The sequence below is a fragment of the Nocardia sp. CA-120079 genome, from assembly GCF_050955745.1.
In the GTDB taxonomy this organism is placed as follows: domain Bacteria; phylum Actinomycetota; class Actinomycetes; order Mycobacteriales; family Mycobacteriaceae; genus Nocardia.
In genome coordinates, this window is record NZ_CP192088.1 from 5,176,943 (window position 1) to 5,203,876 (window position 26,934).

Below are 26,934 nucleotides of genomic sequence, written 5' to 3' on the forward strand. Positions count from 1 at the left end.
AAGTCAGTCGTTGCCGTGATCGTTCGCGAGTGCGCCGGACACCGGCGATGCCAGCTCGTTGAGCTTGTCCAGCACCTCGTGCAATGTGCGCAGGGGCAGCCCATGCAGGGGGCGCGGCTCGCTGTCCAACGTAGGGAAGGCGATCCCCCGGGCGGCGGTCCGCTCACGCGGGGTCACCGATTGCGGGACGAGCCGTCCGGCATCGACCAGTGTGTAGTACGCAGCCGCCTTCCACGCGCAACGATGAATCCGGCAGGTACGGTGCGTGCGCTTCAGTTCGTGCGCCAGCTCGATGTCCGCGTACTCGCAGATCTCCGGCAGGGTGAAGGTCAGTTCCTGGCTCATCACGCCGCGCCCACCGCACGAGGTCCAGGGCGCGCTGCCCGGACCCAAGCAGTTGCGGGACAGACGGTTTCGAGATCGAAGTCCTCGCATACCCGTGCCGGTTGATCGTCGACATGAGCCAGCTCATAGACAACTAGCGCGGCAACATCGAGCCCGGCCGCGATACCGACGGCATATCCGATCGGATCGGACGCATCCTGCGGCGGCCGTATCGTGTAGACGTACTGATAACCCAACGACTCGGCGTGCCGCGTCACGGCCCGCGCGTGCTCGGGTGCCGCGAGTCCGGAAACGTCACCGCGCACGAATCCGACAGCTTTCGGCCGGACACTTCGGCGTGTATCCGGTTGTGTCACTTGCTTGTTCGTTATCATTGCGAACCTCCGGTCGTACCGAATCTTTGGGCACCCGGCCTCGAATGGGATGGGACCGTCGAGCCAGCAGGCGGGCTCTCGCGTCGAAGCCTTCCCCCCGGGCGTCTGCACATCAGATCACTCGACCGTCAACACGGCACTACCGAATCAGCATCTCTCCGAAAGTGATTCGAAACCGCAGGGCGCCTGCCACTACGGCAGTCGACCCCTGTCATTTCTGATAGTGCCAAGGACCTGCGATGGTCTTTGCGGGAAACACTTCACTGCCACGACGCCAGCTGGGACAGTTCGTCCGCCGACAGCGCGAGGCGAACACGTCATTCACCCAGGAGGCGGTCGCGAAATCGATGCAGTGGAGCCACAGTAGGTACGCGCGCTTCGAGCGAGGAGAACCCGGCAAGGTGCTGGACCGGGATCTCGTCGAACTCGGCAAGATCCTCGAAATTCCGGACCATGAAGTCGCGGCCATGATCGAGCTGGCTCGGCAGGTGGCCGAAAAGACTTGGTACAACCCGTACAACGATCTCATTCGAGCAAACCTCGATGTCTATATGCGCTTGGAGACCGACGCGCGGTCGATGGAGATCTGGCGACCCGATCTGGTGCCCGGCCTGCTCCAAACGGCCGACTACATTGGCGCACTGAATCGGATCCACTTCCCGAAGGAATCCGAGGAGGAGCACGATCGCCGGATCGAGTTGAAGATGCAGCGCCAGAACATCCTCACCCGCAAGAAATCGCCGGTCACCGTCGATCTCGTCCTCCATGAATGTGTCCTACACACGATCGTCGGAAGCGAGGCGATCACAGCGGCTCAGTGCCGACATCTTGCGGATATGAGCACGAAGCCGAACATCTCGATCCGCATCCTGCCGTTCAAGGCAGGGTTTCCACTTGGCACACCAGTGGGACCGTTCGTCATCCTCGACTTCGAACCCAAAACGAACGGCGTAGCCGAACCGACCGTCGTCTACGTCGAGAACTATCCGGCGACATGTACCTTGAGGAACAGGCGGACGTCGAGCTGCACCGGCGGGCGTCTGCGACGATCCAGCACACAGCGCTGGATGCAGTGGCCAGCAGAGCACTGCTGCGGCAGGTAGCACGGAAGGACTCGAGACAGTGAACGATGACCGCCTAGCGGGTGCGAAATGGTTCAAGAGCACCCGTAGCTCCGGAAACCACGAGTGTGTCGAGGTGGCATTCCTGGACGGCGGTGGCGTTGGGGTTCGTGACAGCAAGAATCCGACCGGCCCGGCACTGGTATTCACTCCGGGCGGGTGGGACGCCTTCACCGCGGGCGTGCAAGACGGTGAGTTCACCCGCCCCACTTCGTAACAAGACCTAATCGTAGACAACGGCCTCAGTCCAACACGTAATGGACTGGGGCCGTTAGTGTTTCTGCCCTACCCCCTACCGAATAAGCTGCCTCGGAATCGACATACGCTTCCGCGCGCCTGTATCACGCCGCGCGCGAAATCGCGGGCGAAACCATGCGCGGCGCGCGAATCGGTGCGCGGGACATCCCGAGACTTGTTGTGCGTCGGCGACGAATCCCACCTGCTGCGCTCGGGTGTGGGAGAGGGGGTATGCAAGGACGTACACGGCTGGTTGTCGACGAACCGGAGTGAGACGATCCGATGTCCCGGTATGCGCCGCGGCGTACCGACGACCGTCTCGGCACCGGCTTGTTCGGACTGGTGATCACCCGAGCTCGAACGGCCCGTCGGCGATGACGGTGCCGAGCAGGCCGAGATCGACGCCGAGATCGGCTGTCGCGGCAACACAGGCCGCAACATCCTTGCGCAGGAAAGGCGCCGCCAACTGTTCGAATTTCGGGAATCCCCCGGTGCGCCGAATAGAAGTGGCCGCGAAGCTGTTACCGCTGCACGCCGCCAGCGCATCCAGTAAATCGGTGTCCTCGACGCCCAATCGCCTGCCGACCTCCGCCGCGAGCGCCACCAGCTGTGCATTCGCGGCGAACAGGGCGTTGTTCACCAGTTTCACGCCCAGTGCACTGCCGAGCCCACCCGTGGCGACAATCGTTCGGGCATAGGCCTCGAGGACCGGGCGCGCCGCTTCCACCGCCAATGCCGGACCACCCAGCAGCACCGTCAACTTCCCCGCCGCGATATCTTCGGCCGAACCGCTCACCGGCCCGTCCAACAGCACCGGTCCCTCCGGATGCGTTGCCGCCAAATCCTTTACCGTCGACACCGCGCCCGTCGTATGCGACACCACGACCGTATCCGGGCCCGCTGCCGCCAATACGCCGTCGGGGCCGCCTACTACCTCGACCAATTGCGCATCGGAGAACACGCAGACGATCACGATATCGGCGGCCGCGGCGGCCGCGGCTACCGAATCCACGACCTCCGCACCGCATGCCAGCAAGCGTTCCCGCACTGGTTCACGGCGCGCGTAGACCACCACCCGATAGCCGGCCCGCACCAACCGAACCACCATCGGTTCGCCCATCTGTCCCGCACCGACAAACCCGATGACCTGCGACATCCGCGCACTCCTCACTCGATCCACGGAGCAGCCTCCACAGAAACTACCGTTGCACTTACGATAGACAATACGATATATATTTCGGTGGATCGGCGATACGGGAACGAGAGGCCGGTTCTCCGCTCGCGGATATGATCCATCCGCATACGACGCCGCAGGCAAAGGAGAGCAAGTGACCAGCCGACTCACGGATAAGGTGGTGTTCGTAACCGGAGCAGCGCGAGGTCAGGGCCGCGCGCACGCGGTGCGCATGGCAACCGAAGGCGCCGACGTCATCGCCGTCGATGTGGCGGGTCCACTCCCGCCTGCGGTTCCCTACGATTCGGCAACCCCCGACGATCTCGCCGAGACGGTGCGGATGGTCGAAGCGACCGGCCGCCGGATACTCGCCTCCACTGTCGACATCCGGGACCTGGACGGACTGCGCAAGGCCGTGAACGAGGGCGTCGACGCCCTGGGTCGCCTCGACACCATTGTCGCCAACGCCGGAATCTGCATCCCCGAAGCCTGGGACGCGATTACCCCCGAATCCTTCCGCGACGTCATCGACGTCAATATCACCGGAACCTGGAATACCGTTGTCGCAGGCGCCCAACACATTATCGACGGCGGGCGCGGCGGGTCGATTATCTTGATCAGCTCCGCCGCGGGTGTGAAGATGCAGCCCTTCATGGTGCACTACACGGCCAGCAAGCACGCCATCACCGGGATGGCCCGGTCACTGGCGGCCGAACTCGGAAAACACGACATCCGCGTGAACAGCGTGCACCCGGGTGCGGTCAATACGCCCATGGGCAGCGGTGACATGGTCGCCGCGCTGGGCCGGGCGTTCGAATCCAATCCGCAACTGGCGCATATGACCACACCGTTCCTCCCGGCGTGGGTCGCCGAGCCGGAGGACGTATCCAACGCCGTGTGCTGGCTCGCCAGCGACGAAGCGCGCTTCATCACGGCCGCCCAGATATCGGTCGACCTCGGATCCACCCAATACTGAGCCCAGCCATAAGGACGTCAATGTCACTACTCGAAGGCCGCGTCGCCGTTGTCACCGGCGGCGCTCAGGGCATCGGACTCGCCATCGCCGAGATATTCATGCTGCACGGGGCGCGTGTCGTGGTGGGTGATCTGAATCCCGGTGACACGCAACGCATTCTGGGCGGTGAGGTCGCGCGTGCGGTGCGCTGCGACGTCACGCGCGCAACCGATATCGCGGCCCTGCTCGATACGGCGCTCACCGAATTCGGTGCGCTCGACATCATGGTGAACAACGCGGGCATCACCCGTGACGCCTCCATGCGCAAGATGTCCGAGGAGGACTTCGACGAGGTGATCGCGGTGCATCTCAAAGGCACCTGGCACGGCACCAGGATGGCCGCGGCGATCATGCGCGAAGCACGACACGGCAGCATCGTGAACATATCCTCGCTGTCGGGCAAGGTCGGGATGGCCGGTCAGACCAACTACTCCGCTGCGAAGGCGGGCATCATCGGATTGACGAAGGCCGCGGCCAAGGAGACGGCCGCTCATGGTGTGCGGGTCAACGCGATCCAACCCGGGTTGATTCGTTCGCCGATGACGTTGGCGATGCCCGAACACGTGTGGGCGCAGAAGATGTCCGAGATTCCGATGTCGCGCGCCGGTGAGCCGACCGAGGTCGCGAACGTCGCGCTGTTCCTGGCCTCGGACCTGTCCTCCTACATGACGGGCACCACCCTGGAAGTGACCGGTGGACGGTTCATGTGATCGCGCCGGATCAAGTCGATTTCCCTGCTCCTGGAGACGAATTCCATGCGTGAAGTTGTGATCTGCGAACCCGTCCGCACCCCCATCGGACGCTACGGAGGATCATTCCGGTCGCGCACCGCGGTCGAGCTCGGCGTTGCCGCCCTGCAAGGTCTGTTGCGGCGTACCGGAATCGATCCCGAAATCATCGAGGACGTCGTGCTCGGCCACTGCTATCCGAACAGCGAGGCCCCAGCGATCGGCCGCGTGGTCGCCCTGGATGCCGGGTTGCCGGTCACGGTCGGCGGGATGCAAGTCGATCGGCGGTGCGGTTCTGGTTTGCAGGCCGTCATCCAAGCTGTGCTGCAGGTGCAGAGCGGCGCCAACGAGGTGGTCGTCGCGGGTGGCGCCGAGAGTATGAGCAATGCCGCGTTCTATTCGCTCGATATGCGGTGGGGCGGTGCCCGCGGGGGTGTGCGGGTGCACGACGGTCTCGTCCGGGGCCGCGAAACGGCGGGCGGACAACATCATCCGGTCCCCGGCGGCATGTTGGAGACCGCGGAGAATCTGCGCAGGATCTACGACATCACCCGCGCGGAGCAGGATCGACTCGCCGTGCTGTCGCACCAGCGTGCGGTCGCGGCGCAGCAGAGCGGCGCGAGCGCAGAGCAGATCATCCCGGTCACCGTGTCGGCACGAGGTGCGGAGAACCGGATCGAGATCGATGAACACCCCCGCGCCGATACCACCCTCGAGGCGCTCGCCAAGTTGAAACCCATTCGCGCGCGGCTCGATCCGGATGCCACGGTCACGGCGGGCAATTCCAGCGGCCAGAACGACGCTGCCGCGATGTGCCTGGTCACCACCCACGACACAGCCGAACAACTCGGGCTCACCCCACTGGTCACCCTCAAGTCCTGGGCGGTGGCGGGAGTGCGACCCGACATCATGGGCATCGGCCCGGTGCCCGCGACCGAGGCGGCCCTGAGCCGAGCCGGGCTCACCCTCCCCGATATCGACCTGATCGAGCTCAACGAGGCGTTCGCCGCCCAAGCCCTGGCCGTACTGCGCGAGTGGAAGTTCGGCGAGCAGGATCTCGAACGCACGAACGTGCACGGCTCCGGCATCTCGCTCGGCCACCCGGTCGGCGCCACCGGCGGACGAATGCTCGCGACGCTCGCGCGCGAAATGCACCGGCGCGAACTGCGTTACGGTCTGGAAACCATGTGTATCGGTGGCGGACAGGGCCTGGCCGCCGTCTTCGAGAGGGTGGCATGACCATGCGCATATTCACATCGCTGGACGAGCTGGGTGCCGCGGTCGGCGAATCCATCGGACCGGGCCCGTGGCTGACGATCGACCAGACGCGGATCGACGCCTTCGCCGAAGCCACCGGCGACGACCAGTGGATCCACGTGGACCCGCAGCGCGCCGCGAACGGCCCCTACGGCGCGACCATCGCCCACGGCTACCTCACGCTCTCGCTGATCCCGCTGCTCGGCCGCGACGTCTACGCCCTCGACTTCGGCGCGGCCCGAATCAACTACGGCAGCAACAGCGTTCGCTTCCCGTCGGCGGTCCGCTGGGGCACCCGCATCCGTGCCACCGCGACCATCGCGGACCTGCGCGTCGAACAGTCGCGGGCACAGCTCACCGTCCGCTGGACCATCGAGAACGAAGGACAGCCCAAACCCGCATGCGTCGCGGAAACACTGACGGTGGTGGTGTTGTGAAACTCGCACGAACACACGGGCTTTCCGAGGTCCAGACCGAAATCCTGAATACGGTCCGCGCATTCGTGGACAAGGAGATCATTCCCAGCGCCCAGGAACTCGAACACGCCGATACCTACCCGCAGGCCATCGTCGACCGCATGGCGGAGATGGGGCTGTTCGGGCTCATGATTCCCGAGGAATACGGTGGACTCGGTGAATCCCTGCTCACCTACGCGCTCTGCGTCGAAGAACTGGCGCGGGGTTGGATGAGCATTTCCGGAGTGATCAACACCCACTTCATCGTGGCGTATCTGCTTCAGCACCACGGCACCGCGGAGCAGAAGCGACACTTCCTGCCCCGGATGGCCACCGGCGAGATCCGTGGCGCGTTTTCGATGTCGGAGCCCGAACTCGGCTCGGATGTGGCCGCCATTCGCACCAAAGCGGTCCGTGACGACGCGGGAAACTACGTCATCGACGGCCGGAAGATGTGGCTGACCAACGGCTCGACGGCCACCGTCGTCGCGGTCCTGGTCCGCACCGACGAAGGGCGCGAACGACCGCACGACAACCTCACAACCTTCCTGATCGAAAAGCCCGCCGGATATGGCACGGTGGCGCCCGGCCTGAGCATTCCCGGCAAGATCCACAAAATGGGCTACAAGGGCATCGATACCACCGAGCTGCTGTTCGACAATTACGTGGCAGCCGCGGGCACCGTGCTCGGCGGCATTCCGGGCGAAGGCTTCAAACAGATGATGGACGGCATCGAAGTCGGCCGCGTCAATGTCGCCGCGCGCGCCTGTGGAATCGCCATCCGCGCATTCGAACTCGGCGCTCGCTACGCCCAGCAGCGATCGGCCTTCGGCAAACCCATCGTCGAACACCAGGCCATCGGCTTCACCCTGGCGGAGATGGCGACCAAGGTCGAAGCGGCACATCTGATGATGGTCAATGCCGCGCGGCTCAAGGATTCGGGTGAACGCAATGACGTGGCCGCGGGCATGGCCAAATACCTGGCCAGCGAATTCTGCAACGAAGTCACCCAGGCCAGTTTCCGAATCCATGGCGGCTACGGCTATTCCATCGAGTACGAGATCGAGCGACTGATGCGCGAGGCGCCGTTCATGCTGATCGGCGAAGGAACCAGCGAGATCCAGAAACGGATCATCAGCAAGGGCGTTCTGCGCGAATACCGCCTCTGATTTTCGCCCGACCGGCCCCGCCGGAGCAGGGCCGGTCGGGCAGCTGTCAGACGCGCGCCAGACCGTCGAGGTTGTGCACGGTCAGACCCCAGTCGGCGATCAGATCCAGACTGACGGTCACCTGCCCGGTGGTGTCCTCGGCACAGTCACACAGCGCGACTACCGCCTCGACCGTTTCCTCCACCGCCTCGAACACTTCGGGTGCCAGCTGATCACCCATCAGATCGGCCATTCCCTCGCTCATGACCGCGATTCGCGGCCCGACCGCATTGACCCGGATCCCGGTGCCGTGCAGATCTCCGGCCAGGCCGCTGGTCAGCCGGTTCAGCGCCGCCTTCGTCGTGCCGTAGAGCTCCATCGTCGATCCCTGCGGGCCGAGATAGAACGGCGGCCCGTAATGCAGGTTGGCGCCGAAGCTGGTCATATTCACGATCCAGCCGGCACCCGCCGCGCGCATTCCGGGCACGACCTGCTGGGTAAGTTCCAGTGGGGCAATGACATTGCATTCATAGGCGGTGCGCTGCTGGCGCGCCGAGACCTTGGTCAATGGGACGGCGGCGGGTGAGACGGCATTGTTGACCAGAATGTCGACCGGTCCGCCGAGGATTTCGACGGCTTGCGATATCACCGTGGATCGAGCGTCCGGGTCGGCCAGGTCCGCGACGATCGAGCCGACCCGGTGTCCATACGCCCGCAGGGTGGCCTCGGTCTGCCGCAGGCTGCCCGGCATGGTCGGGTGCTTGTCGAGCGTGCGGGCCACCAGCGCGACATGGGCGCCCTCCGCCGCCAATCGCTACGCGGTACCTGCGCCGATACCCCGGCTGGCGCCGGTGACGACCGCACGCCTGCCCTCGAAACGACCTGCCATGACTTTCTCCTCTCGGAATGGGTTACGCGTATCCGCGCTGCCGGGCGGCAGTCGCGCTGCCGGCAGCGGTGAACGCTTCGAGGTCGTAGGTACGCCCCGTGCTGTGGACGGCCTCGGCGGCCAGCGCACAGGCGAGCGACAGCTCCGCGCCGTGGGCATAGAGTTCGAGCATCTCCCCCACCGCCACGGTCGCCGGTATGCGCTCGGCCAGCTCGAGGGTAAACGGCAATAAATCCTCATGCGGCACAACGTGATTCACCAGGCCGATCCGCAGTGCGGTGTCGGCGTCGACGAAGGCACCGGAAATCGACATCTCTCGGGCCGCGCGGACGCCGATCGCGCGCGGCAGTAAGGCCGTGAGTCCCCATGTCGGCACCACACCGAGCAAGGCATGTGTGTCGGCGAAGCGGGCCAGCTCCGAGGCGATGATGAACGAACAGCTGAGTGCGATCTCCAGCGCACCGGAGACGCACGCACCGTTCACCGCACAGATCACCGGTTTGCGCGCGGCGCGCGCCGCGGCAGCCGGATTGATCTCGGGCGAGCTGGCCGCCGCGTCGAGTTGTTTGTAATCGACCCCGGCACTGAATACCGGGTCGACGGCGGTCAGCACCACGGCGCGCACGGCGTCGTCCCGGTCGGCGTCGGCTATGGCCTCGCACAGGGCATTTCGCAAGGGGCCGTGCAACGCATTTTTCGAATCGGGCCGATCGATGGTCAGGACGCGCACCGCGCCTCGTTGCTCGGAATGAAGATATTCGCTCACGCTCTCGTCTCATCACATTTGTCGACGGTTGCCGGAAGGCGCTGCCTTAGGATAAAACTACAGTGATTTCTTATCAGACTTTGCGGCAAGGCCACAAGAGCTCGACCTGCCCTGGCGCGGCCGCCGTGGTCGAAACGATCGAGAGGACGAATTCCGGTGAAAGTACATTTGCAGGTGGACGGGTCACCCACCGAAGTCCGCGACAGCGCCCGTGCGATCGCCGCGCTCGGTGCCGATGGCATCTTTTCCTTCGAGGGACAGCACGATGTCTTCTTCCCACTGGTACTGGCCGCGGATGAAACCGACCTGGAACTGATGACCAATGTGGCGATCGCCGGACCGCGCAGTCCGCTGCACCTGGCCCACGCCGCCTATGACCTCCAGGTGTACAGCGGCGGCCGATTTCGGCTCGGCCTGGGTTCACAGGTCCGCGTGCACATCGAAAAGCGCTACGGCAGCCAGTGGGGTAAACCGGCGAATCGTATGGCGGAATCCGTCGCGGCGGTCAAGGCGATCTTCGCGGCATGGGAGCGCAAGGCGCCGTTGGACTTTCGCGGCGAGTACTACACGCATACGCTGATGCCGCCCAACTTCGATCCGGGACCCAACCCGTTCGGACCGCCACCGGTGCTCATGGGCGCGCTGGGGCCGGTCATGACCCGCAAGGCCGCCGAAGTGGCCGACGGCCTGCTCGTCATGCCGTTCAACAGCACCCGGCACTTCGCCGAGCGCACTGTGCCCGCCATCACCGCGGGTCTGCGGAAGTCGCAGCGGGAGCTCGACCAGTTCCAGGTCATCGCCCAGGTCATGGTGGCGGTCGGGCGCACCGAGACCCAACTCGCGACGGCAGTCGATCGGGTGGCCTCGCTCATCGCCTTCTACGGGTCGACCCCACCGTACCGCGCCGTCCTGGAGGTGCACGGGTGGGAGCAATTGCAGCCCGAACTCAACGAACTGTCGAAACAGGGTAAGTACGCCGAGATGCGGGCTTTGATCACCGAGCCGATGGTGCGTGCCTACGGGATCGTCGGCACCCCGGAGGAATGCGCGGCCCAGGTTCGAGATCGCTACGGCGAGTACGCGTCCGATGTCTGCTGCTATTTCCCCGGCTATGCCCCCGATAGCGCCGATCTCGCCGATCTGGTCAGAGCCCTGCAGTCCATCGAGGGAAATAACGTGGCAGACAAGCACACGTAGAATGCAACGATGGCCAAGCCGCTCATACCCGTCGAGGTGATCTACGATCATGCGCTGGCATTGCTGGACGCCGAGGGTACCGATGCGCTGAGCACGCGGCGGCTGGCCACCGAACTCCGTATCTCGACCCGCACGCTGTATCAGCAGGTCGGCAATCGGGAACAACTCATCCGCGCCCTGGTGGCCCGGCATTTCTCGCTGCTGCGACTGGACTTTCACGAGTACGGGGATTGGGAATCGACGGCGGTGCAGTGGTGTCTGGCCCTGCACGACGCATTACGGGCACACCCGTTCCTCACCGAGTTGATGACGATCGATGATCGCAACGCGGTCATGGACTATGTCCACGAATTGGTGGATGCCACTCGCCGAGAGGGGTTTCCACTGCGCCTTGCTGTGGAATGCTGCCGCGCATTGGTCAATCTCACGATAAATCACACAATCGTGGAGGTGCGCGGCATGCGCGAACCGAAGCTTTCCGAGAAATCCGTGGAGCGGGTGGATAAAACCGAGAAGAACTTCGTGATGTCGATTCGCTGGCTTCTGGCGGGTGTCCGAGCCGAATCGCAGGCGGACAATGCGAAATCCCACGAGACCACTCCGGATGCACGGTCACCGAAGCGGCGCGACACCGACAAAGCGGTGCGGTAAGCCCCCGAAAAATACAGCGCGGTCGCCGTCCCGAATTGCGGGACGGCGACCGCGATATGTAGACGCCTGATACTTGCCGAAGCGGTCAATGGAGCGGCTCGTGCGGAACCGGGTCGGTAAGGACCCGGGGCGTACCGTGCCAGCCGCAGGGCAGACCACAGGTCGGGTAGATCGTCGTCTCGACGCGACCGCCGACGAAGGTCCGGGTCGTGCTCGATGCCTGCGCCGCATACCCGCACCGCGGGCATTTCGCGAAGTAGTTCAAGACCTCGCGGACCGTGCTGGTGATCGGCTCGTCGACGGCGCCAGGCGAGCGCCCATTCACCGGCGGCGAGGGATCGAGGTGCCACCAACGCAGCCGCGCCTCGGGGCTGCGCGGGGCACCGGGCCGGGCTCCCCGCTCTGCCCCACCCATCAGACCCAACTCACCTCGGCTGGAATCGTTGCGCACCATCGATCCGCACGACCTCGCCGTTGATGTACGGGTTTTCCAGCAGGTGCTGGGCGAGCGAGGCGTACTCGTCCGGTGCTCCGAGCCGCTTCGGGAAGGGGACCGACGCGGCGAATTTCGCCAGCCGCTCCTCGCCGAGGAAGTCCATCAGCGGCGTGTGGATGGTGCCCGGTGCGATGCTGTTCAACCGGATGCCCACCGAGCTGAGATCCCTTGCGCCCGATAAGGTCAGCGAGATCACCCCGCCCTTGGCCGCCGAGTAGGCGGACTGACCGATCTGCCCCTCGTATCCGGCGATCGAGCTCGTCATCACGATCGCGCCGCGCTCCCCGTTCGGCTTGGGGTCCAGCTTCGCGATCCGCGCGGCGGCCAGGCGCAGCACGTTGTAGGTGCCGGTGAGGTACAGCGAGATGGTGTCGGTGAAGCCCTTCAGCGTGGCCGGGCTGCCGTCCCGATTGATGACGCGCTCCAACACTCCGAAACCACCGTGGGCGATGACCGCGTACCGCAGCACACCCAGCTCGTCCGCCTTCGCGAGCGCGGCCTCGATGGTCGCATCGTCGAGCACGTCGGTACGCACGTAGGCGACCTTGTTGCCGAGCTCGTCGGCCAGCGCCGTCGCCTTCTCGTCATTGACATCGGCGATGACGACGGCGGCGCCCGCACCGTGCAACCGGCGCACCGTGGCATCGCCCAACCCGCCGGCACCGCCGGTCACCAGTACAACTTCACCTTCGAACGACACAGCGTCTCCTTACTTCATGGGTCGATTGCGATTTGGCACTCGAGCCGAACGCTCTTACGCACCAGTCCATTTGGGTGCACGCTTTTCGGCGAAGGCCAGCGCGCCCTCCTGCGCATCCTTCGACTGGAACACCGGAATGACCAGTTCCAGCTGCTTCTGCCACATCTCCTCGGAGGTCCAATCGCCGGATTTGACAATGACCTCTTTGGTCTTCGCGACAGCGAGCGGCCCGTTCGCGCTGATCCGCTCGGCCAGGGCCAGCGCTTCCCCGAGCGCCGCACCCGGCTCGGTGAGCACATTCACCAGGCCGTAGGCCGCGGCCTCCTCGGCCGTGAAATTGTCACCGGTCAGCGCCAGTTCGACAGCCTTCTGATAGGGGATGCGGCGCTGCAGCCGCAGCAGCCCACCGCCCGCGGCGACCAAGCCGCGCTTGACCTCCGGAATGCCGAATTTCGCGGTCTTCGAGGCGACGATCAGATCGGTCGCCAGCACCACCTCGGTGCCGCCCGCCAGCGCGTATCCCTCGACCGCGGCGATGATCGGCTTGACCGGCGGCTTTTCCGTGAAACCAAGGCCACGCCCCGGCACGATCACGACCTCACCGGCCGAGAACGCCTTCAAATCCATTCCCGCACAGAAATTCCCACCGGCACCGGTCACCACGGCGACCGACAGTTCGGGGCTCTCGTCGAGCTCGTCGACCGCGTCGGCCAGCCCCTGGCTGACCGCGGTATTGATCGCATTGCGCGCATCCGGCCGGTTGATCGTGATCACCAGTGTGCGCTCGCGGCGTTCCCGCAGAACTTCATCCGACACCGATAGCCTCCACTCGTATCGTCAGCTTTGGAAAAGCTTACTATAAGTCTTTCAGTATGAGAAACGCGGCCGGACGCCTGTGCGAACCGACGTCCGGCCGATAACGGTCAGACCTCCACGATGAGCGCGCCACCCTGGCCGCCGCCCGCGCACATCGCCGCAACGCCGATACCGCCGCCGCGTCGGCGCAGTTCATAGAGCAACGTGGTCACCATCCGGGCCCCGGAAGCCGAAATCGGATGTCCCAGACTGCATCCGCTGCCGGAGAAGTTCACCAGTTCTTCGTCGAGTCCGTGCTCGCGGCACGCCGCGATCGGCACCGACGCGAAGGCCTCGTTGATCTCCCACAGCGCCACATCGGCAGGCTTCAGACCCGCGCGGTCCAGGATCTTGCCGATCACCTTGCCCGCGGCAAGTCCGTTATCGGCTGGAGTGACGGCGGCATTGGCCCAGGCCCGCACCGTGCCGAGCACCTCGAGCCCCTCGGCCGCGGCATAGTCGTCGCCGACCAGCGTCACCGCCGCCGCGGCATCGTTGATCCCGCTGCTGTTGCCCGCCGTGATCGAGAAGCCCTCGATCTCCGGATGCAGCACGGGCAAGGCCGCCAGCCGCTCCAAAGTGGTATCGCGGCGCGGGAATTCATCGACTGCGAAGTCGATCACCGAACCGTCGAGCTGCTGGATCTTCATCGGCACGATCTCGTCGACGAACTTCCCGGCGTCGATCGCGGCGACCGCGCGCTGATGCGACCGCAGCGCCCACGCGTCCATCTCCGCGCGACTGATGCCCGCCTTCTTCGCCGTGTTCCAGCCCACGGTGATCGCCATGTCCAGGGTGGGCGCGTCCGGGGTTTCCGGGTGCGAGGGCGGCATCCACGGCTCGATGAACTCGAGCTCGGCCCGGCCCGGCACCCGCCATTTCATCAGCGGCGCGGTCGACAGGGACTGCACGCCGCCGGCGACGATCACCCGTTCCATTCCCGAGACGATGTGCGCGGCCCCGTTCCCGATCGCGGTGAGGCTGCCCGTGCAATGCCGATTGACCGCCTGGCCCGGCACGGTCAGCATGCCGCTGGCCACGGCGGCATGCCGCGCCAGATCGCCGCCGCCGTAATTCAATTCGGCGAGAATGACGTCGTCGACGGCGGCCGGATCGATACCGGCCCGGCGAACCGCCTCCGGCAGGATCGTGGTCGCCAAGGTTTCGGAGGGCACATTCGTCAGCGCCCCTTTGAATGATCGTCCGATCGCAGTCCTGACGGCACTGACGATGACAGGTTTGGCCATATCTCTCAACCTCTGAGTTATCGAGCCGCACCCTCGGGCGCAGCGTCCTCGAATGTATTTTTACACCTTACAGTTACTAATACAGTACAGGCCACCATCGTGGGTCGCGCTTGGTCACTCGCGCGGCGCGGCCACCGGTGGTGCACCGAATCGATCTGGCGCGGCGGCCGTCTCGACGAGATCGACACCGTCTCCGCCGAGCAGCTCCCGCGGCAGGAACGGTCCGTCCTTGATCAGCGAGCAAGCCGCACGCACATCGCGCGGCCGCCCGACACCGATGGCCCCCACGAGGCGATCATCGGCCAGGGACAACGCCAGGAACGCACCGTCGTGGACATCGCCGTGCACGATCAGTTCGTTCCCACGGCCCGGCCAGCCGGCGATCTGCAGGGTCCGGCCGAATTGCGAGGTCCAGCACCACGGCACCTCCTCATACGGCTCGGGCATGCCGAGAATGCTCCTGGCGGCCGCCGCACCGTGCGCCTGCGCGTGATTCCAGTGCTCCACCCGCTCGGTGCCACCGAGAATCCGGTTCGGAAAGCGCGCGACATCACCCGCGGCATACACGCCGGATGCCGAAGTGGCGCAGAACTCGTCGACGACGATCCCGTCCGCGACCGCCAATCGCGCCGCCGCCGCCAGCTCGTCATTGGGGGTCATACCGACCGCGACGACCACCACATCGGCGATCCACTCGCGCCCGTCGGCGGCGACAACCCGTTTACGGCCGCCCACCTCGCTCACCTCGGCCAGCAGCACCTCGGTGTGCACCGCCACCCCCGCGGCGCGATGCGTCCGCTCGTACATCGCCGAAATCGGCTCGGGCAGTATGCGTTCGAGCACCCGATCACCCATTTCGACAACCGTGACCTCGGCGCCCGTGGCGCGCGCCGATGCGGCGACTTCCATGCCGACGAGTCCGCCACCGACCACCAGCACAGCCGGTATCGCGCCGGTCGAACCGACGCGTTCGAGCTCGGCCCGAAGCGGTCCGACATCGTGCAGGTGCCGCAGTGTGTGCCCGTCGGCGCGCAGCGGGTCGAGCCGCCGCGGCCGCCCGCCGGTCGCGAGGATCAGCGCGTCGTAGGACAGGGCGGCGCCGTCTTCGAATTCGATTGTCGCCGCAGCGATGTCGACCTCGTGCACCTGTATCCCGGTGCGCAGCTCGATGGTCATCTCGGACCAGAACGCGGGCGGCTTCAGCAATGCCTTGTGCCCACCGGCCGAGCCGGACAGCACGTCCTTCGACACCATCGGTCGCCGATAGGGTGGCGAAGGGTCGTCGCCGACCAGGACGATGGATCCTGCGAACCCCTGCTTGCGCAGTGTCTCCGCGGCGGTGGCTCCGGCGATCCCGGTTCCGACGATGACGACCCGCCCCCGACGCGGGACGTGCCCGCCCGTCGCCCGACCACCACCCCTGCTCGAATCGCTACGCGATGCTTCACTCATGGCACCTCGACCATTTCGAAGTCGGACTTCTCGGCGCCGCAATCTGGACACGTCCAGTCGTCCGGAATCTCGTCCCACCGGGTACCGGGCGCGATGCCGTCATCGGGCCAGCCCAGTTCCTCGTCGTATTCGAATCCGCAGATGACGCAGCGGAACAGCCGGTAGGTGGTCGCGGTCTCGTTCATCGGCCTTTGCTCCACGGCACGGCTTTGACGAAACCGCCCGCATCCACCCGCAATTGGCTGCCGGTGATGTAGCGCGCGTCGTCACCGGCCAGGAAGACAACGAGATTGGAGACGTCCTGCGGTTCGATGTACGGGATCGGCATCGCCTGCATCGCAGGGAACGCCGCCTCGGCGTCCTCGCGGGTCGGCGCCTCCTTATCGGGCCGGAAGACCTTGTACATGCCCTCGTTGTGCAGCATGTCGGTATTCACATTGGTCGGATGCACCGCATTGACCCGGATCGACTGCTTCGCCAACTGGATCGACAGGTCGTTGACATACTGTGCGACAACTTGTTTCGCGAAGCTGTACGCCGAGCCTCCGGGCCCCTGCTTGGTGGAGCTGCCCAGCTGGGCCGCCAGCGATCCGGTCGCGATGATGGACGCTCCGGTGCCGAGGTACGGAATGCTGGCCTGGATAACATTGAACACCCCCACCAGATCGGTATCGACGGTGTCCGACCACGACTGCATGGTCTGGCCCTTGCCCATCGCGGAGATCCCGGCATTCGCCACCACGATGTCGAGTCGGCCGAGCGCCTCGACACCCGCCGCGATCGCACCCCAGACCGCGCTGCGTTCGCGCACGTCCACGATTACGGGATGGACACGGACGCCTTCCTTTTCGACCAGCCGGGCCGTCTCCTCCAGATCCTCCGGACGGGCCAGCGGGTAGGTATTCCCCTCGAGGTCGGCGCAGATATCCAACGCGATGATGCTCGCGCCCTCGGCGGCCAGATTGACCGCATGCGAACGCCCCTGCCCGCGTGCGGCACCCGATATCACCGCGACCTTGTTGTCCAATTTCCCCACGGGTTACACCCTTTCCGTCATTCAGTGGTGGGCCGCACGCCGGTAGTGGCCACGGCGTCGCGAATTTTTCAGCGCTGCCGAGGAATTCGGCTGCCGATCGTCTTGGTCTCCAGATACTGCTGGAAGCCCTCCAGGCCGCACTGGCGGCCGACTCCGCTGTTCTTGTACCCGCCGAACGGGGCATCCGCGCCGTAGAACATGCCGCCGTTGACACCGATCGCGCCGGTCCGGATGCGCCGCGCGATGCCCATCCCCCGCTCCAGCGATCCCGAGAGCACGGCCCCGGCCAGGCCGTAGGCGCTGTCGTTGGCGATGCGCACCGCCTCGTCGTCGTCGGAGAACGGCATCATCACCAGGACCGGGCCGAAGATCTCCTCCTGGGCGATCGGCAGACTCGGATCGTCGCAGACGAATAGCGTCGGCTCGACGAAGTAGCCGCCGGCCAATTGGGGCGACAGGTTCTGCACTGCTCCCCCACCGGTGACCAGTCGGGCGCCGTCGACGGTCGCTCGCGTGCACGCGTCCAGCACGCGGCTGCGCTGTGCCGCGCTGATCACCGGTCCCACCAGGGTTTCCGGCAGTGCCGGATCGCCCACAGGCAGCGCCTCGAACGCCGCGGCCACGCTCGCTACCATCTCGTCGAACTTCGACCGGTGCACGAGCATCCGGCTGGTCGCGGCGCATGCCTGACCCGCGTGCACGCAGACGCCGACCGCGCTGCGCAGTGCCGCCATCGGGTCGGCGTCGTCCAATACGATCAGCGCCGACTTGCCGCCCAGCTCGAGAAATGTCCGCTTCATGGTGTCCGCGCCCAACCGCATGAGCGTGCGCCCGACCGCGGTCGACCCGGTGAACGAGATCATGTCCACCCGCGGATCGATCGCCAGTAGTCCGGCGACCTCGTTGGACGGGGTAGGGACGACATTGACAACCCCTGGCGGAAAGTCGGTGCCCTCGGCGATCAGCCGCCCGAGTCGAGTGGCATGCCACGGCGTATTCGGATCGGGCTTGAGCACCACCGTATTTCCCGCCGCCAGCGCCGGGCCGAGTTTGTTGAGCGCGACCTCGAGCGGGAAGTTCGACGGGCAGATCGCCGCGACCACACCCCCCGGTTCCTGTATCACGGTGCGTACGTTGCGGTCACCGAACAGGCCGCCGCCGTCGAGTACGCGCTCCCAGCCGAATTCGTCGATCAGCCGCGACGGATAACGCAGGGACTCCGCCAGCGGCCAGTCCAATTGCGCATTGCGCAGCGTCATCGCCGGACATCCGGCCTCGGCGACGAGTTCCTCGCCCAGCTCGTGCTTTTCGGCCTCGAGGGCTTGCTGCAGTTGCTCCAGGCACCGCTGCCGCAGCGCCCGATTCGTCAACCAGTCGGTTTCGTCGAAGGCCCGGCGCGCCGCCGCGATCGCCCGCAGCATATCCGCCGAATCCGCAGCCGCCGTGCGGCCGAGCACTTCGCCGGTCGCGGGGCTGATGTTGTCGAACGCACCGCCCGAGGCCGCCTCGACCAATTCGCCGTCGATCAGCATCCGGAATTCGGCGCGCTCGGCAGCTCGGCGCGCCAACTCGATAATGGGCGCCGATGCCTCCCCGACGATCTCGCTCATACCCGCGCCTCGCTGACGCTCGGCTCCGGCACGAGCGAGTGCTCGGCTGTGCTGATTGTTCGCTCGCTGCACTCCGCCGCGCGCGACCACGCGCTGTGTCGGACGGTTCGCTCGCTCACATCTCCTCCTGATCATCCGACAGCAGTTACCAAACGTCACCGCCTCGCGCGCGGCAGGCGGTGAGCTCCGGGTACACGGGAAGCAACGCTGATTCCCTTCGGACGACGTTGTCCGAGACCCGCCTGAATTGTCCATCCTGGATGCTTAACTGTAAGCATTACCGTATATTACTTCAAGACGGTGGGCAATCGCAGGAAAGGGAGCTCCTATGTCGGGTCTGCTCAATGGCGTCCGAGTAGTCGAACTGGCGTCGTGGACATATGTGCCCAGCGCCGGCGCCGCACTGGCGGATTGGGGCGCGGATGTGATCAAGGTCGAGGACACCAGGGGCGGCGATCCGTGTCGCGCCCTGGTCGTCGGCGGCCTTGATCCCGCGCGGTCGCCGGTGCAGGCCAACTACATGATGGAACTCGGCAACCACGGCAAGCGCAGCATCGGCGTGGATATCAAATCCGAGCGCGGGCGCGAGATCCTCGGCAAGCTGATCGCGAATGCCGATGTGTTCCTGACCAATTGGTTGCCCGGACCGCTCGCACGAGCCGGTCTATCCGTCGACCGGATTCGCGAATTCAACCCGAAGATCATCATCGCCCGGGGCAGCGGCCACGGCAGTCGCGGACCGGAGCGCGAGCGCGGCGGATTCGACGGCGCCAGCTACCTGGCGCGCGCCGGTGTCGCCTACGCGCTCACCCCGCCCGACGCCGAATACCCGGTGGCGCAGGGACCGGCCTTCGGCGACCTCCAGGGCGGCATCACCCTGGCGGGCGGCGTCACGGCGGCCCTGTTCCACCGGGAGCGCACCGGACACGCCCCGATCGTCGACAGTTCACTTCTGGCACAGGGCATGTGGGCCGTGGCGCCGGATATCGCGGCGGCCGATTACTACGACATCGACCGGATTCCGCCGAACCCGGCGGGCACCGCACTCAATCCCGCGGTCAACCGGTACAAGACGCGTGACGGCCGCTGGGTGCAGATGATGCTGCTGCAGGCGGACCGCTATTGGCGTGGATTCTGCGAGCGCATCGGACGGGCCGATATGGCCACCGACGAACGGTTCGTTCCGCTGGCGAATCTGGTCGCCAACCACGAGGCCGCCACCGTCGAACTCCGCAAGACCTTCGCCGAACGCGATCTCGCCGAGTGGCAGAAGGTCCTCGCCGACGAGCCGGGCGTGTGGGCCACGATCGCCAGCCCGCAGGAAGTGCTCGCAGACCCCCAGGTTGCCGCCAACGGCTATCTGATGACGTTGGCCGACAGCGCCGGTAAGGCCTACCGAACCGTCAGCGCCCCAGTGCAATTCGATGAGACACCGGCGCCACCGAGCCGCTCGCCGGAGTACGGCGAACACACCGAGACAATCCTGCTCGAACTCGGCATGGAGTGGGACGACATCGTCGCCGCCAAGGACGCCGGCGCGGTCCTCTGAACCGGATCCCGTCGACCATCCCGCGAAGCCCAGCCATGGGCTATATTGTAAGCCATACTGTAACCTCCACGAAGGAGTGTGGACGTGGACAAGAACGACATGATCCTGATCAGCGTCGATGACCACATCATCGAACCGCCGGACATGTTCAAGAACCATCTGCCGAAGAAGTACGCCGCCGACGCGCCACGGCTGATACACACCGACGACGGCGCCGACATGTGGAAGTTTCGCGACATCGTGGTTCCCAATGTCGCGCTCAACGCGGTGGCGGGACGGCCGAAGGACGAGTACGGGCTCGAACCCGAAGGGCTGGACGAGATCCGGCCCGGCTGCTACGACGTCGATGAGCGCGTCAAGGATATGAACGCAGGCGGCATTCTGGCGTCGATGAACTTCCCGTCGTTCCCGGGCTTCGCGGCCCGTCTGTTCGCCACCGACGATTCGGACTTCTCGCTGGCGCTGGTGCGGGCCTACAACGACTGGCACATCGATGAGTGGTGCGGCGCCTATCCGGGGCGCTTCATTCCGATGGCGCTGCCGGTGATCTGGGATGCCGAACTGTGCGCGGCCGAGGTGCGCCGCTGCGCGGCCAAGGGTGTGCATTCGCTGACGTTCACGGAGAACCCGGCGGCATTGGGCTATCCCAGTTTCCATGACCCGTACTGGAATCCGCTGTGGCAGGCCCTGGTCGACACCGACACCGTGTGCAGCGTCCACATCGGATCATCGGGGCGGCTCTCGATCCCCGCGGTCGACTCGCCGCCGGATGTGATGATCACCCTGCAGCCGATGAATATCGTGCAGGCCGCCGCGGATCTGTTGTGGTCCAAGCCCGTCAAGAACTACCCGGATCTGAAGATCGCACTGTCCGAGGGCGGCACCGGCTGGATTCCATACTTCCTGGAACGCGTCGACCGCACCTTCGAAATGCATTCGACGTGGACCATGCAGGACTTCGGCGGCAAGCTGCCCTCGGAGGTCTTCCGGGATCATTTCCTGACCTGTTTCATCAGCGATCCGATCGGTGTGCGGCTGCGCAACGAAATCGGCATCGACAACATCTCATGGGAGGCCGACTACCCGCACAGCGACTCGATGTGGCCCGACGCGCCCGAGGCACTGCACGAGGTGCTGCGGCGCGAGCAGGTGCCCGACGACGAGATCGACAAGATGACGCACCTGAATGCGATGCGCTGGTACTCCTTCGACCCGTTCGCCCATGTGCCGCGAGAGAAGGCCACCGTCGGCGCGTTGCGCGCGGCCGCCGCGGATCACGATGTCAGCATCCAGGCTCGCAGCCACAAGTCGACCGCGGCCGAGGAGAAGCTGCGGCAGTTCCAGTCGCAGATCAAAGCTGCCACCACCCAGAACGCGAGCTGAGGTTGAGCGTTTCGCTATTGCTCGACATGGTCGAGGCCGACGATCCCGATCGGCTCGCGGTGGTATCCGGCGCTGTCCGGGTCACCACCGCGGAACTGGATGCCATGGCCCGCGGCGCGGCGGGACTGATCAGTTCGTCGGGCGTCGGACACGTCGCATACGTCGGCACCGGTGGTCTCATGGTGCCTCTGCTCCTGTTCGGCTCCGCCCGAGCGGGACGGGCCTTCACCCCGTTGAACTACCGTCTCAGCGCTTCGGCGCTGCGCGAGCTGATCGACCGGTTGCCCGCACCGCTGGTGGTGGTCGACGCCGAATACGCCGAGGCGGTCGAGGGTGCGGGCAAACAGGTCATCGACACCGATCTGTTCCTCGCCGCCACCCGGGCGGCGGCCTCGACGACCGAGATCGTCGAGGCCGCACCCGAGGACGTCGCGGTCGTGCTGTTCACCTCCGGCACGACCGCACGTCCCAAGGCGGTGGAGCTGACCCATGCCAACCTGACCAGCTACGTCATGGGCACCGTCGACTTCGGCTCGGCCGAGCCGGGCGACGCCGCGCTGATCTGTGTGCCGCCCTATCACATCGCGGGCGTCGGCGCGGCACTGTCGAATCTCTACGCCGGACGAAAGATGGTGTACCTCAGGCAGTTCGAGCCTCGGGAGTGGATTCGGCTGGTCAACGACGAGCAGATCACCAACGCCACCGTGGTGCCGACGATGCTCGATCGGATCGTCACCATGCTCGAAGCCACGCCGGTGGCCCTGCCGACCCTGCGCACCCTCGCCTACGGCGGCTCGAAGGCGCCGCTGCCGCTGGTGCGCAAGACGATGGAACTGCTGCCCGATGTCGACTTGGTGAACGCCTACGGCCTGACCGAGACCAGTTCGACCATCGCGGTACTCACCCCCGACGATCACCGGAAGGCTTACCACGCCGACGATCTCGCCGTCGCGAAACGGCTCGGCTCGGTCGGCCGCGCGGTCCCCGGCATCGAACTGCAGATCCGCGCCGAGGACGGCACGATCACCGCCCCCGGCGAGACCGGCGCGCTGTTCGTCCGCGGCCCGCAGGTGTCGGGCGCCTACGCCGATATCGGTTCGGTACTCGACGGCGAAGGCTGGTTCCCCACCAACGATCTCGCCACGCTCGACGACGAGGGCTACCTGTTCCTCGGCGGCCGCAGCGACGACACCATCATCCGGGGCGGTGAGAACATCGCACCGGCCGAACTCGAGGACGTGCTCGTGGAGCACCCGCACGTCCACGAGACCGCGGTGATCGGCATCCCCGACCCGCAGTGGGGCCAGATCATCGTCGCGGTGGTCGTCCCGGCGCCCGGCAGCGCGCCCGAACCGGAAGCACTGCGCGACCATGTCCGCGCCAACCTGCGCGGGTCGCGAACACCGGACCGCGTCGTATTCCGCGATCAGCTGCCCACCACACCGACCGGGAAAGTGCTGCGGCGCACCCTGATCGAACAACTCACCCAGACCATCGAGGAAGCATCGTGATCAACAGTGGCGCCCGGCTGGAAAGCCAGGTCTGCGAAACCCAGGTGATCGTCATCAGAGCCACCGACGCCCTCGACGGGCTGCGCTGCGGCGGCGCCCCGATGGTGCCGATCGGCGCCGAGAAGACCACCACCGAACTCGACCAGCGCTTCGCCGACGGCACCGCCCTCGGAAAACGCTACGTCCACGAGACCGGGGCCGAAATCCTCGTCACCCGGCCAGGATCGGGCACGCTCGCGGTGCGCGACATCCCGTTGGAACTCAAGCAGGCCAAAGCACTGCCATCCAGCGACTGACACGTAGGAGCAATCGTGCGTAACCCCTGGCTCCCAAGAATGGCGTGGTCGCTGCCGAGGACATCCCCGCTACGCTTCATTGGTGACTTTCACTACGAATGAGCAGCAGTTCCTCGCGGAGGCCGGGATCGGTCGGCTGGCCACGGTATCGCCCGACGGCGTTGTGCAGAACAACCCGACCAGCTATCGGGTGAATGCCGACGGCACCATCGACATCGGCGGTATGCGCATGCAGACCAGCCGAAAGTACCGCAACGTCGAGGCTGGCAGTCGGGTCTCGTTCGTGGTCGACCAGCAGGTCTCGTTGGAGCCGTATGTTATTCGCGGCATCGAGGTGCGCGGCACGGCCGAGGCGCTCGACGACCAGGAGCCGCCGTTCCCGCCCCAGGAGCGCTCGATCATTCGGATCCATCCCGAACGGATCATCTCGTGGGGCATCGACGGCGGCTCCTTCGATTTCACCAGTCGCACGCCCAATAACTGATTCGAAGGCTGTCAGGCGTCGACGAATTCGCCGACGCCTGTGAAGTCGTTGGGCGAGAGAACCTTTCGCTGAACAATGGAGAAGAAGCCGCGCTTCCCTACGACTTGGACACAGCCTCGGACGCCGTCACATCGCGCTGGATCGCCTCGAAGACGCCGATGTCGGTCTTCTGCTGCCACTCCGGCAGTTGATCCCAAGGCGCGATGTAGCCTGGTTTCGGGTCCGGGATACGAGTTAGAATTTGTCCGATCCAGCAGATCGCGACGAACTGCCCTTTCAGCTCTGGGCTCAAACGGGTAGCGGCGCCGTCCGTGAGCTCGATGAAGTCGACCACTTGACAGTAGACCGCCGCCGCACTGGCACGCTCCCAGTCCGGCGTGTTCTCCCACGGCGTGATGTAACTGTCCTTCGGCGTACCGGGGTAATGCGTGGTGACGCCAGTGATCCAGGCTTCGCGAAAGACCTTGCCGCCGTGATCGTCGTCGCTACTCACAGTGCTCCTCATCAGTGTGTGGCGCGCAAGTCAGTGCGAATGCGGCGGCGTAGTTCTCACGGGTGTTACCGGGTGGAGGCCGTACAGTAGCAACAGCTTTCGGGGACGGCAGCCCGATATGACCTGGATCGGTGGCAGTCAGCTTATCCGTGCCGCTCAATGCCTACCCGAAACTCATCCGAATGCGGCCCCGTCACCTCGTAGGTAACAGCAGCCGGCTCCGTCGGCCCGTGTGCGCCGTTCGGTACTCCCGGCACCATTGCCTGCACCAACGCCTTGACCTCATCGAACGTCAACGTCTCCTGTGGCGCTGACGGATCGACGTCGTTGATCTCGCCGCGGTTCAGTGGTGTTCCGCCGTGCCGGGGCCAGTGCACTTCCAGGATGGAGAGCGGTTCAGCGGTCACGATGGCAGCCAACACGTCTTCCACCCCGATCCAGTTGTGCCCATGCTCGGCAGCAATGGCCGTGGCCTGACGCAGCACCCTGATCAACCCCGGAGCTGCTCCAGTAACCGTGACGGTGGATTCGTCGCGTTCGCTCATGCTGGTCAACCCTATCCGCCATACCGGGAACGGCCGCCGAACTCCAGAATCTCCAGTGGTTCCGGGGAGCCGTAGAAGCCACCGAAACACCACAGTTTGGTGGATTTGCCCGGTGCTGGACAGGTGAGGTCAAGTCCAAATGCGTGGTGTAACTGGGGTGGTCACCGCATGATCCGGTTTTCGGTTATGCGGTGAGGGCTGTGGTGGTGGCTTCCTCCTGTTCGGTGGGGTCGGTGGTGCCGCGGGAGCGGGCGAGGACGTCCAGGCCGAGGTAGCGGCGGCCTTCGATCCATTCGTCGTGTTGTTCGGCCAGGACTGCGCCGACGAGGCGGATGATCGCTTGTCGGTCAGGGAAGATGCCGACGACGTCGGTGCGGCGGCGGATCTCTTTGTTCAACCGTTCCTGGGGGTTGTTGGACCAGATTTGGCGCCAGATCTGTTTGGGGAAGGCGGTGAACGCGAGCAGGTCGGCGCGGGCTGCGTCGAGGTGCGCGGCGACTTTCGGCAGCTTCTCCGACAGGGCGTCGAGCATCCGATCATATTGGGCGGCAACAGATTCGGAGTCCGCTTGGTCGAACACCGAGTGCAGCAGCGTGCGCACCCATGGCCACGATGTCTTCGGGGTGATCGACATCAGGTTGACGGTGTAGTGGGTTCTGCAGCGTTGCCAGGACGCGCCGGGCAGGGTCGCGCCGATCGCGGCGACGAGCCCGGCGCGTCGAGCTCGGCGGCCATGACCGAGACCTGCGACTTGGAAAGCTTTGTCACACCGAGTGATTCGACCAGCTTCTCCATCCGGCGCGTCGAGACGCCGAGCAGGTAGCAGGTCGCCACCACCGACGTCAGCGCCCGCTCGGCGCGTTTGCGGCGCTCGAGCAGCCAATCCGGGAAATAGCTGCCTTGACGCAGTTTCGCCGATGGCGACATCGATCGTGCCGACCCGGGTGTCGAAATCCCTGTGCCGGTAACCGTTTCGGGAATTGACCCGATCATCGGAACGCTCACCATAACCTGCACCGCACAGCGTGTCGGCCTCGGCGCCCATGAGGGCTTGGATGAACGTCGACATCATGTTGCGCAGCAGGTCCGGGCTCGCGACAGCGAGTTGATCGGACAGCATCTTGCTCGGGTCGATAGGCTGAATATTGGTCATCGCGTGGTCTTGTTCCTTCGAGTGACTTTGGACGGTCTCTTGAAGGATCACGCGGTGACCACCCACTTCCTGGTTACGACACACCCTGCGCTGCAAGGACGTTCAGGCCGTACACCATCTTCCTGGACTCAACCGACAGGTGATCTTGTCCTGTCGGGTGATGGGTTGTTCGGCGCAGCGGACCACAATGCCGCCACCATCGACGCACTGGTCGATAGTGATCGCCCCCGCCTGGCCCATAGCCAACGTCAGGAAGGTCAGGATAGCCGCGGCGACGAAGCGGAGCCGAAACAGGATGGTACGCATAGCAATTCCCCCTTGGAGCAGACCCATCGAGCGATGTTGAAAGACAACGTCGCTGCCGAACACTGCAGCGACTCGGTCGTATTCAATTGTGTTGTAACGCATTTCGTATGAGATTCGGCAGTGTTAGGCTGCATCGCTCGGGCCGGTGGCGGCTGGTGTTGCCGCTTCCCACCGAGAAAGCAACGTTGCTCCGAGGGCGAACTCGTCGATGCTGCCGACCACCCGATCCTCGGTGAGGTCGACGCCGAATGTGTCAGGTGTCGCACCGGTGACGGCCGAGATCATCTGTTTCGCGGTCGTCGCGATGGCCTTCTTGTCATCGACCGGCGTCCAGCGATCGATCCCTGGTACGTGGATAAGCCACCGGCTGCCGCAGCAGTGAACCTTGACCAGGTACTGGCGCAATGCCTTTCACTCCTCTCGCGTTCAGCTGAAGACGACTCGGCACCAGGAACCACAGT

At 65.2% G+C, this 26,934-nt stretch carries 31 protein-coding genes and 1 pseudogene; 15 read left to right on the forward strand and 17 right to left on the reverse strand.

What is annotated here, in order from left to right; genetic code table 11:
- Positions 1-3: 3 nt before the first annotated feature.
- Together ACQPYR_RS23780 and ACQPYR_RS23785 are read right to left on the reverse strand one after the other, a co-directional pair.
- Positions 4-345 carry a hypothetical protein gene (locus ACQPYR_RS23780; protein WP_433621164.1) on the reverse strand — a complete coding sequence of 114 codons (342 nt, stop codon included), beginning with the start codon at positions 343-345 and terminating at the stop codon, positions 4-6.
- Positions 345-701 carry a hypothetical protein gene (locus ACQPYR_RS23785; protein WP_433621165.1) on the reverse strand — a complete coding sequence of 119 codons (357 nt, stop codon included), beginning with the start codon at positions 699-701 and terminating at the stop codon, positions 345-347. The genes ACQPYR_RS23780 and ACQPYR_RS23785 overlap by 1 nt, the downstream gene beginning before the upstream one ends.
- A 257-nt stretch (positions 702-958) precedes the next feature.
- Between ACQPYR_RS23785 and ACQPYR_RS23790 the strand changes: the two genes are divergently transcribed.
- Complete coding sequence (locus tag ACQPYR_RS23790) at positions 959-1,822, forward strand: helix-turn-helix domain-containing protein (protein WP_433621166.1); 864 nt, start codon at positions 959-961, stop codon at positions 1,820-1,822.
- Between the two features lie 19 nt (positions 1,823-1,841).
- Complete coding sequence (locus ACQPYR_RS23795) at positions 1,842-2,057, forward strand: DUF397 domain-containing protein (protein ID WP_433621167.1); 216 nt, start codon at positions 1,842-1,844, stop codon at positions 2,055-2,057.
- A gap of 366 nt (positions 2,058-2,423) precedes the next feature.
- Here the strand turns inward: ACQPYR_RS23795 and ACQPYR_RS23800 are convergent, their stop codons facing one another.
- Positions 2,424-3,233: an NAD(P)-dependent oxidoreductase gene (locus ACQPYR_RS23800; protein ID WP_433621168.1), complete on the reverse strand. Its 810-nt coding sequence runs from the start codon at positions 3,231-3,233 to the stop codon at positions 2,424-2,426.
- A 172-nt stretch (positions 3,234-3,405) separates the two neighbouring features.
- Here ACQPYR_RS23800 and ACQPYR_RS23805 point away from each other — a divergent pair, with 172 nt between their 5' ends.
- The 5 genes from ACQPYR_RS23805 to ACQPYR_RS23825 are packed head-to-tail and all read left to right on the forward strand — an operon-like array spanning position 3,406 to position 7,875.
- A complete protein-coding gene (locus ACQPYR_RS23805) occupies positions 3,406-4,227 on the forward strand; it encodes a mycofactocin-coupled SDR family oxidoreductase (RefSeq protein WP_433621169.1) in 822 nt (273 codons plus the stop codon).
- A gap of 20 nt (positions 4,228-4,247) precedes the next feature.
- On the forward strand, positions 4,248-4,976 hold the full coding sequence (fabG, locus tag ACQPYR_RS23810; protein ID WP_433621170.1) for a 3-oxoacyl-ACP reductase FabG: 729 nt from the start codon (positions 4,248-4,250) through the stop codon (positions 4,974-4,976).
- A 45-nt stretch (positions 4,977-5,021) separates the two neighbouring features.
- On the forward strand, positions 5,022-6,233 hold the full coding sequence (locus tag ACQPYR_RS23815; protein WP_433621171.1) for an acetyl-CoA C-acetyltransferase: 1,212 nt from the start codon (positions 5,022-5,024) through the stop codon (positions 6,231-6,233).
- A gap of 2 nt (positions 6,234-6,235) precedes the next feature.
- A complete protein-coding gene (locus tag ACQPYR_RS23820; protein ID WP_433635227.1) occupies positions 6,236-6,688 on the forward strand; it encodes a MaoC family dehydratase in 453 nt (150 codons plus the stop codon).
- Positions 6,652-7,875 (forward strand): acyl-CoA dehydrogenase family protein, encoded by a 1,224-nt coding sequence (locus ACQPYR_RS23825; RefSeq protein ID WP_433621172.1) that lies wholly within the window; start codon positions 6,652-6,654, stop codon positions 7,873-7,875. The genes ACQPYR_RS23820 and ACQPYR_RS23825 overlap by 37 nt, the downstream gene beginning before the upstream one ends.
- A gap of 46 nt (positions 7,876-7,921) precedes the next feature.
- Here ACQPYR_RS23825 and ACQPYR_RS23830 read toward each other — a convergent pair whose 3' ends face one another.
- The gene (locus ACQPYR_RS23830; protein WP_433621173.1) at positions 7,922-8,665 is read right to left on the reverse strand and encodes an SDR family NAD(P)-dependent oxidoreductase; all 744 of its coding nucleotides are present in this window, start codon (positions 8,663-8,665) and stop codon (positions 7,922-7,924) included.
- A gap of 100 nt (positions 8,666-8,765) precedes the next feature.
- Positions 8,766-9,509, reverse strand: coding sequence for an enoyl-CoA hydratase-related protein (locus ACQPYR_RS23835; protein WP_433621175.1), 744 nt, complete (start codon positions 9,507-9,509; stop codon positions 8,766-8,768).
- A 156-nt stretch (positions 9,510-9,665) separates the two neighbouring features.
- On the opposite strand from ACQPYR_RS23835, the gene ACQPYR_RS23840 reads away from it, so the two are divergent.
- Positions 9,666-10,706 carry a TIGR03617 family F420-dependent LLM class oxidoreductase gene (locus ACQPYR_RS23840; RefSeq protein ID WP_433621176.1) on the forward strand — a complete coding sequence of 347 codons (1,041 nt, stop codon included), beginning with the start codon at positions 9,666-9,668 and terminating at the stop codon, positions 10,704-10,706.
- A 9-nt stretch (positions 10,707-10,715) separates the two neighbouring features.
- Complete coding sequence (locus ACQPYR_RS23845; protein ID WP_433621177.1) at positions 10,716-11,357, forward strand: helix-turn-helix domain-containing protein; 642 nt, start codon at positions 10,716-10,718, stop codon at positions 11,355-11,357.
- A gap of 85 nt (positions 11,358-11,442) precedes the next feature.
- Here the strand turns inward: ACQPYR_RS23845 and ACQPYR_RS23850 are convergent, their stop codons facing one another.
- The 8 genes from ACQPYR_RS23850 to ACQPYR_RS23885 form a co-directional block, all read right to left on the reverse strand.
- A complete protein-coding gene (locus ACQPYR_RS23850) occupies positions 11,443-11,772 on the reverse strand; it encodes a hypothetical protein (protein WP_433621178.1) in 330 nt (109 codons plus the stop codon).
- Positions 11,773-11,782: 10 nt separating this feature from the next.
- Positions 11,783-12,553, reverse strand: coding sequence for an SDR family NAD(P)-dependent oxidoreductase (locus ACQPYR_RS23855; protein WP_433621179.1), 771 nt, complete (start codon positions 12,551-12,553; stop codon positions 11,783-11,785).
- A 54-nt stretch (positions 12,554-12,607) separates the two neighbouring features.
- Complete coding sequence (locus ACQPYR_RS23860) at positions 12,608-13,369, reverse strand: crotonase/enoyl-CoA hydratase family protein (protein ID WP_433621180.1); 762 nt, start codon at positions 13,367-13,369, stop codon at positions 12,608-12,610.
- A gap of 107 nt (positions 13,370-13,476) precedes the next feature.
- Positions 13,477-14,655, reverse strand: coding sequence for a thiolase family protein (locus ACQPYR_RS23865; protein WP_433621181.1), 1,179 nt, complete (start codon positions 14,653-14,655; stop codon positions 13,477-13,479).
- Between the two features lie 114 nt (positions 14,656-14,769).
- Positions 14,770-16,107, reverse strand: coding sequence for an NAD(P)/FAD-dependent oxidoreductase (locus ACQPYR_RS23870; protein WP_433621182.1), 1,338 nt, complete (start codon positions 16,105-16,107; stop codon positions 14,770-14,772).
- On the reverse strand, positions 16,104-16,292 hold the full coding sequence (locus ACQPYR_RS23875) for a rubredoxin (RefSeq protein ID WP_329408928.1): 189 nt from the start codon (positions 16,290-16,292) through the stop codon (positions 16,104-16,106). Before ACQPYR_RS23875 ends, ACQPYR_RS23870 begins: the two co-directional genes overlap by 4 nt.
- Positions 16,289-17,143 (reverse strand): mycofactocin-coupled SDR family oxidoreductase, encoded by an 855-nt coding sequence (locus tag ACQPYR_RS23880; RefSeq protein WP_433621183.1) that lies wholly within the window; start codon positions 17,141-17,143, stop codon positions 16,289-16,291. Before ACQPYR_RS23880 ends, ACQPYR_RS23875 begins: the two co-directional genes overlap by 4 nt.
- Before the next feature lie 68 nt (positions 17,144-17,211).
- Complete coding sequence (locus tag ACQPYR_RS23885; RefSeq protein WP_433621184.1) at positions 17,212-18,753, reverse strand: aldehyde dehydrogenase family protein; 1,542 nt, start codon at positions 18,751-18,753, stop codon at positions 17,212-17,214.
- Positions 18,754-19,081: 328 nt separating this feature from the next.
- Between ACQPYR_RS23885 and ACQPYR_RS23890 the strand changes: the two genes are divergently transcribed.
- From ACQPYR_RS23890 to ACQPYR_RS23910, 5 genes are all read left to right on the forward strand, one after another.
- Positions 19,082-20,302, forward strand: coding sequence for a CaiB/BaiF CoA transferase family protein (locus ACQPYR_RS23890; protein ID WP_433621185.1), 1,221 nt, complete (start codon positions 19,082-19,084; stop codon positions 20,300-20,302).
- A gap of 84 nt (positions 20,303-20,386) precedes the next feature.
- Positions 20,387-21,685, forward strand: coding sequence for an amidohydrolase family protein (locus ACQPYR_RS23895; RefSeq protein ID WP_433621186.1), 1,299 nt, complete (start codon positions 20,387-20,389; stop codon positions 21,683-21,685).
- Between the two features lie 2 nt (positions 21,686-21,687).
- A complete protein-coding gene (locus ACQPYR_RS23900) occupies positions 21,688-23,196 on the forward strand; it encodes a class I adenylate-forming enzyme family protein (RefSeq protein WP_433621187.1) in 1,509 nt (502 codons plus the stop codon).
- Complete coding sequence (locus tag ACQPYR_RS23905) at positions 23,193-23,492, forward strand: hypothetical protein (protein WP_433621188.1); 300 nt, start codon at positions 23,193-23,195, stop codon at positions 23,490-23,492. The genes ACQPYR_RS23900 and ACQPYR_RS23905 overlap by 4 nt, the downstream gene beginning before the upstream one ends.
- A gap of 82 nt (positions 23,493-23,574) precedes the next feature.
- Positions 23,575-23,976 carry a PPOX class F420-dependent oxidoreductase gene (locus tag ACQPYR_RS23910; RefSeq protein ID WP_433621189.1) on the forward strand — a complete coding sequence of 134 codons (402 nt, stop codon included), beginning with the start codon at positions 23,575-23,577 and terminating at the stop codon, positions 23,974-23,976.
- 97 nt (positions 23,977-24,073) lie between these two features.
- Here ACQPYR_RS23910 and ACQPYR_RS23915 read toward each other — a convergent pair whose 3' ends face one another.
- The 3 genes and pseudogenes from ACQPYR_RS23915 to ACQPYR_RS23925 all read right to left on the reverse strand — a co-directional run bounded on the left by ACQPYR_RS23915 (position 24,074) and on the right by ACQPYR_RS23925 (position 26,167).
- Positions 24,074-24,469, reverse strand: a complete 396-nt coding sequence (locus ACQPYR_RS23915; RefSeq protein WP_433621190.1) for a hypothetical protein — start codon at positions 24,467-24,469, stop codon at positions 24,074-24,076.
- Positions 24,470-24,612: 143 nt separating this feature from the next.
- Positions 24,613-25,014: a hypothetical protein gene (locus ACQPYR_RS23920; protein ID WP_433621191.1), complete on the reverse strand. Its 402-nt coding sequence runs from the start codon at positions 25,012-25,014 to the stop codon at positions 24,613-24,615.
- Positions 25,015-25,198: 184 nt separating this feature from the next.
- Positions 25,199-26,167 (reverse strand): annotated as a pseudogene (locus tag ACQPYR_RS23925) (transposase).
- Between the two features lie 54 nt (positions 26,168-26,221).
- Between ACQPYR_RS23925 and ACQPYR_RS23930 the strand changes: the two are divergent.
- Positions 26,222-26,584 carry a hypothetical protein gene (locus tag ACQPYR_RS23930; protein ID WP_433621192.1) on the forward strand — a complete coding sequence of 121 codons (363 nt, stop codon included), beginning with the start codon at positions 26,222-26,224 and terminating at the stop codon, positions 26,582-26,584.
- A gap of 12 nt (positions 26,585-26,596) precedes the next feature.
- Here the strand turns inward: ACQPYR_RS23930 and ACQPYR_RS23935 are convergent, their stop codons facing one another.
- Positions 26,597-26,878 (reverse strand): hypothetical protein, encoded by a 282-nt coding sequence (locus ACQPYR_RS23935; protein WP_433621193.1) that lies wholly within the window; start codon positions 26,876-26,878, stop codon positions 26,597-26,599.
- Positions 26,879-26,934: the final 56 nt, after the last annotated feature.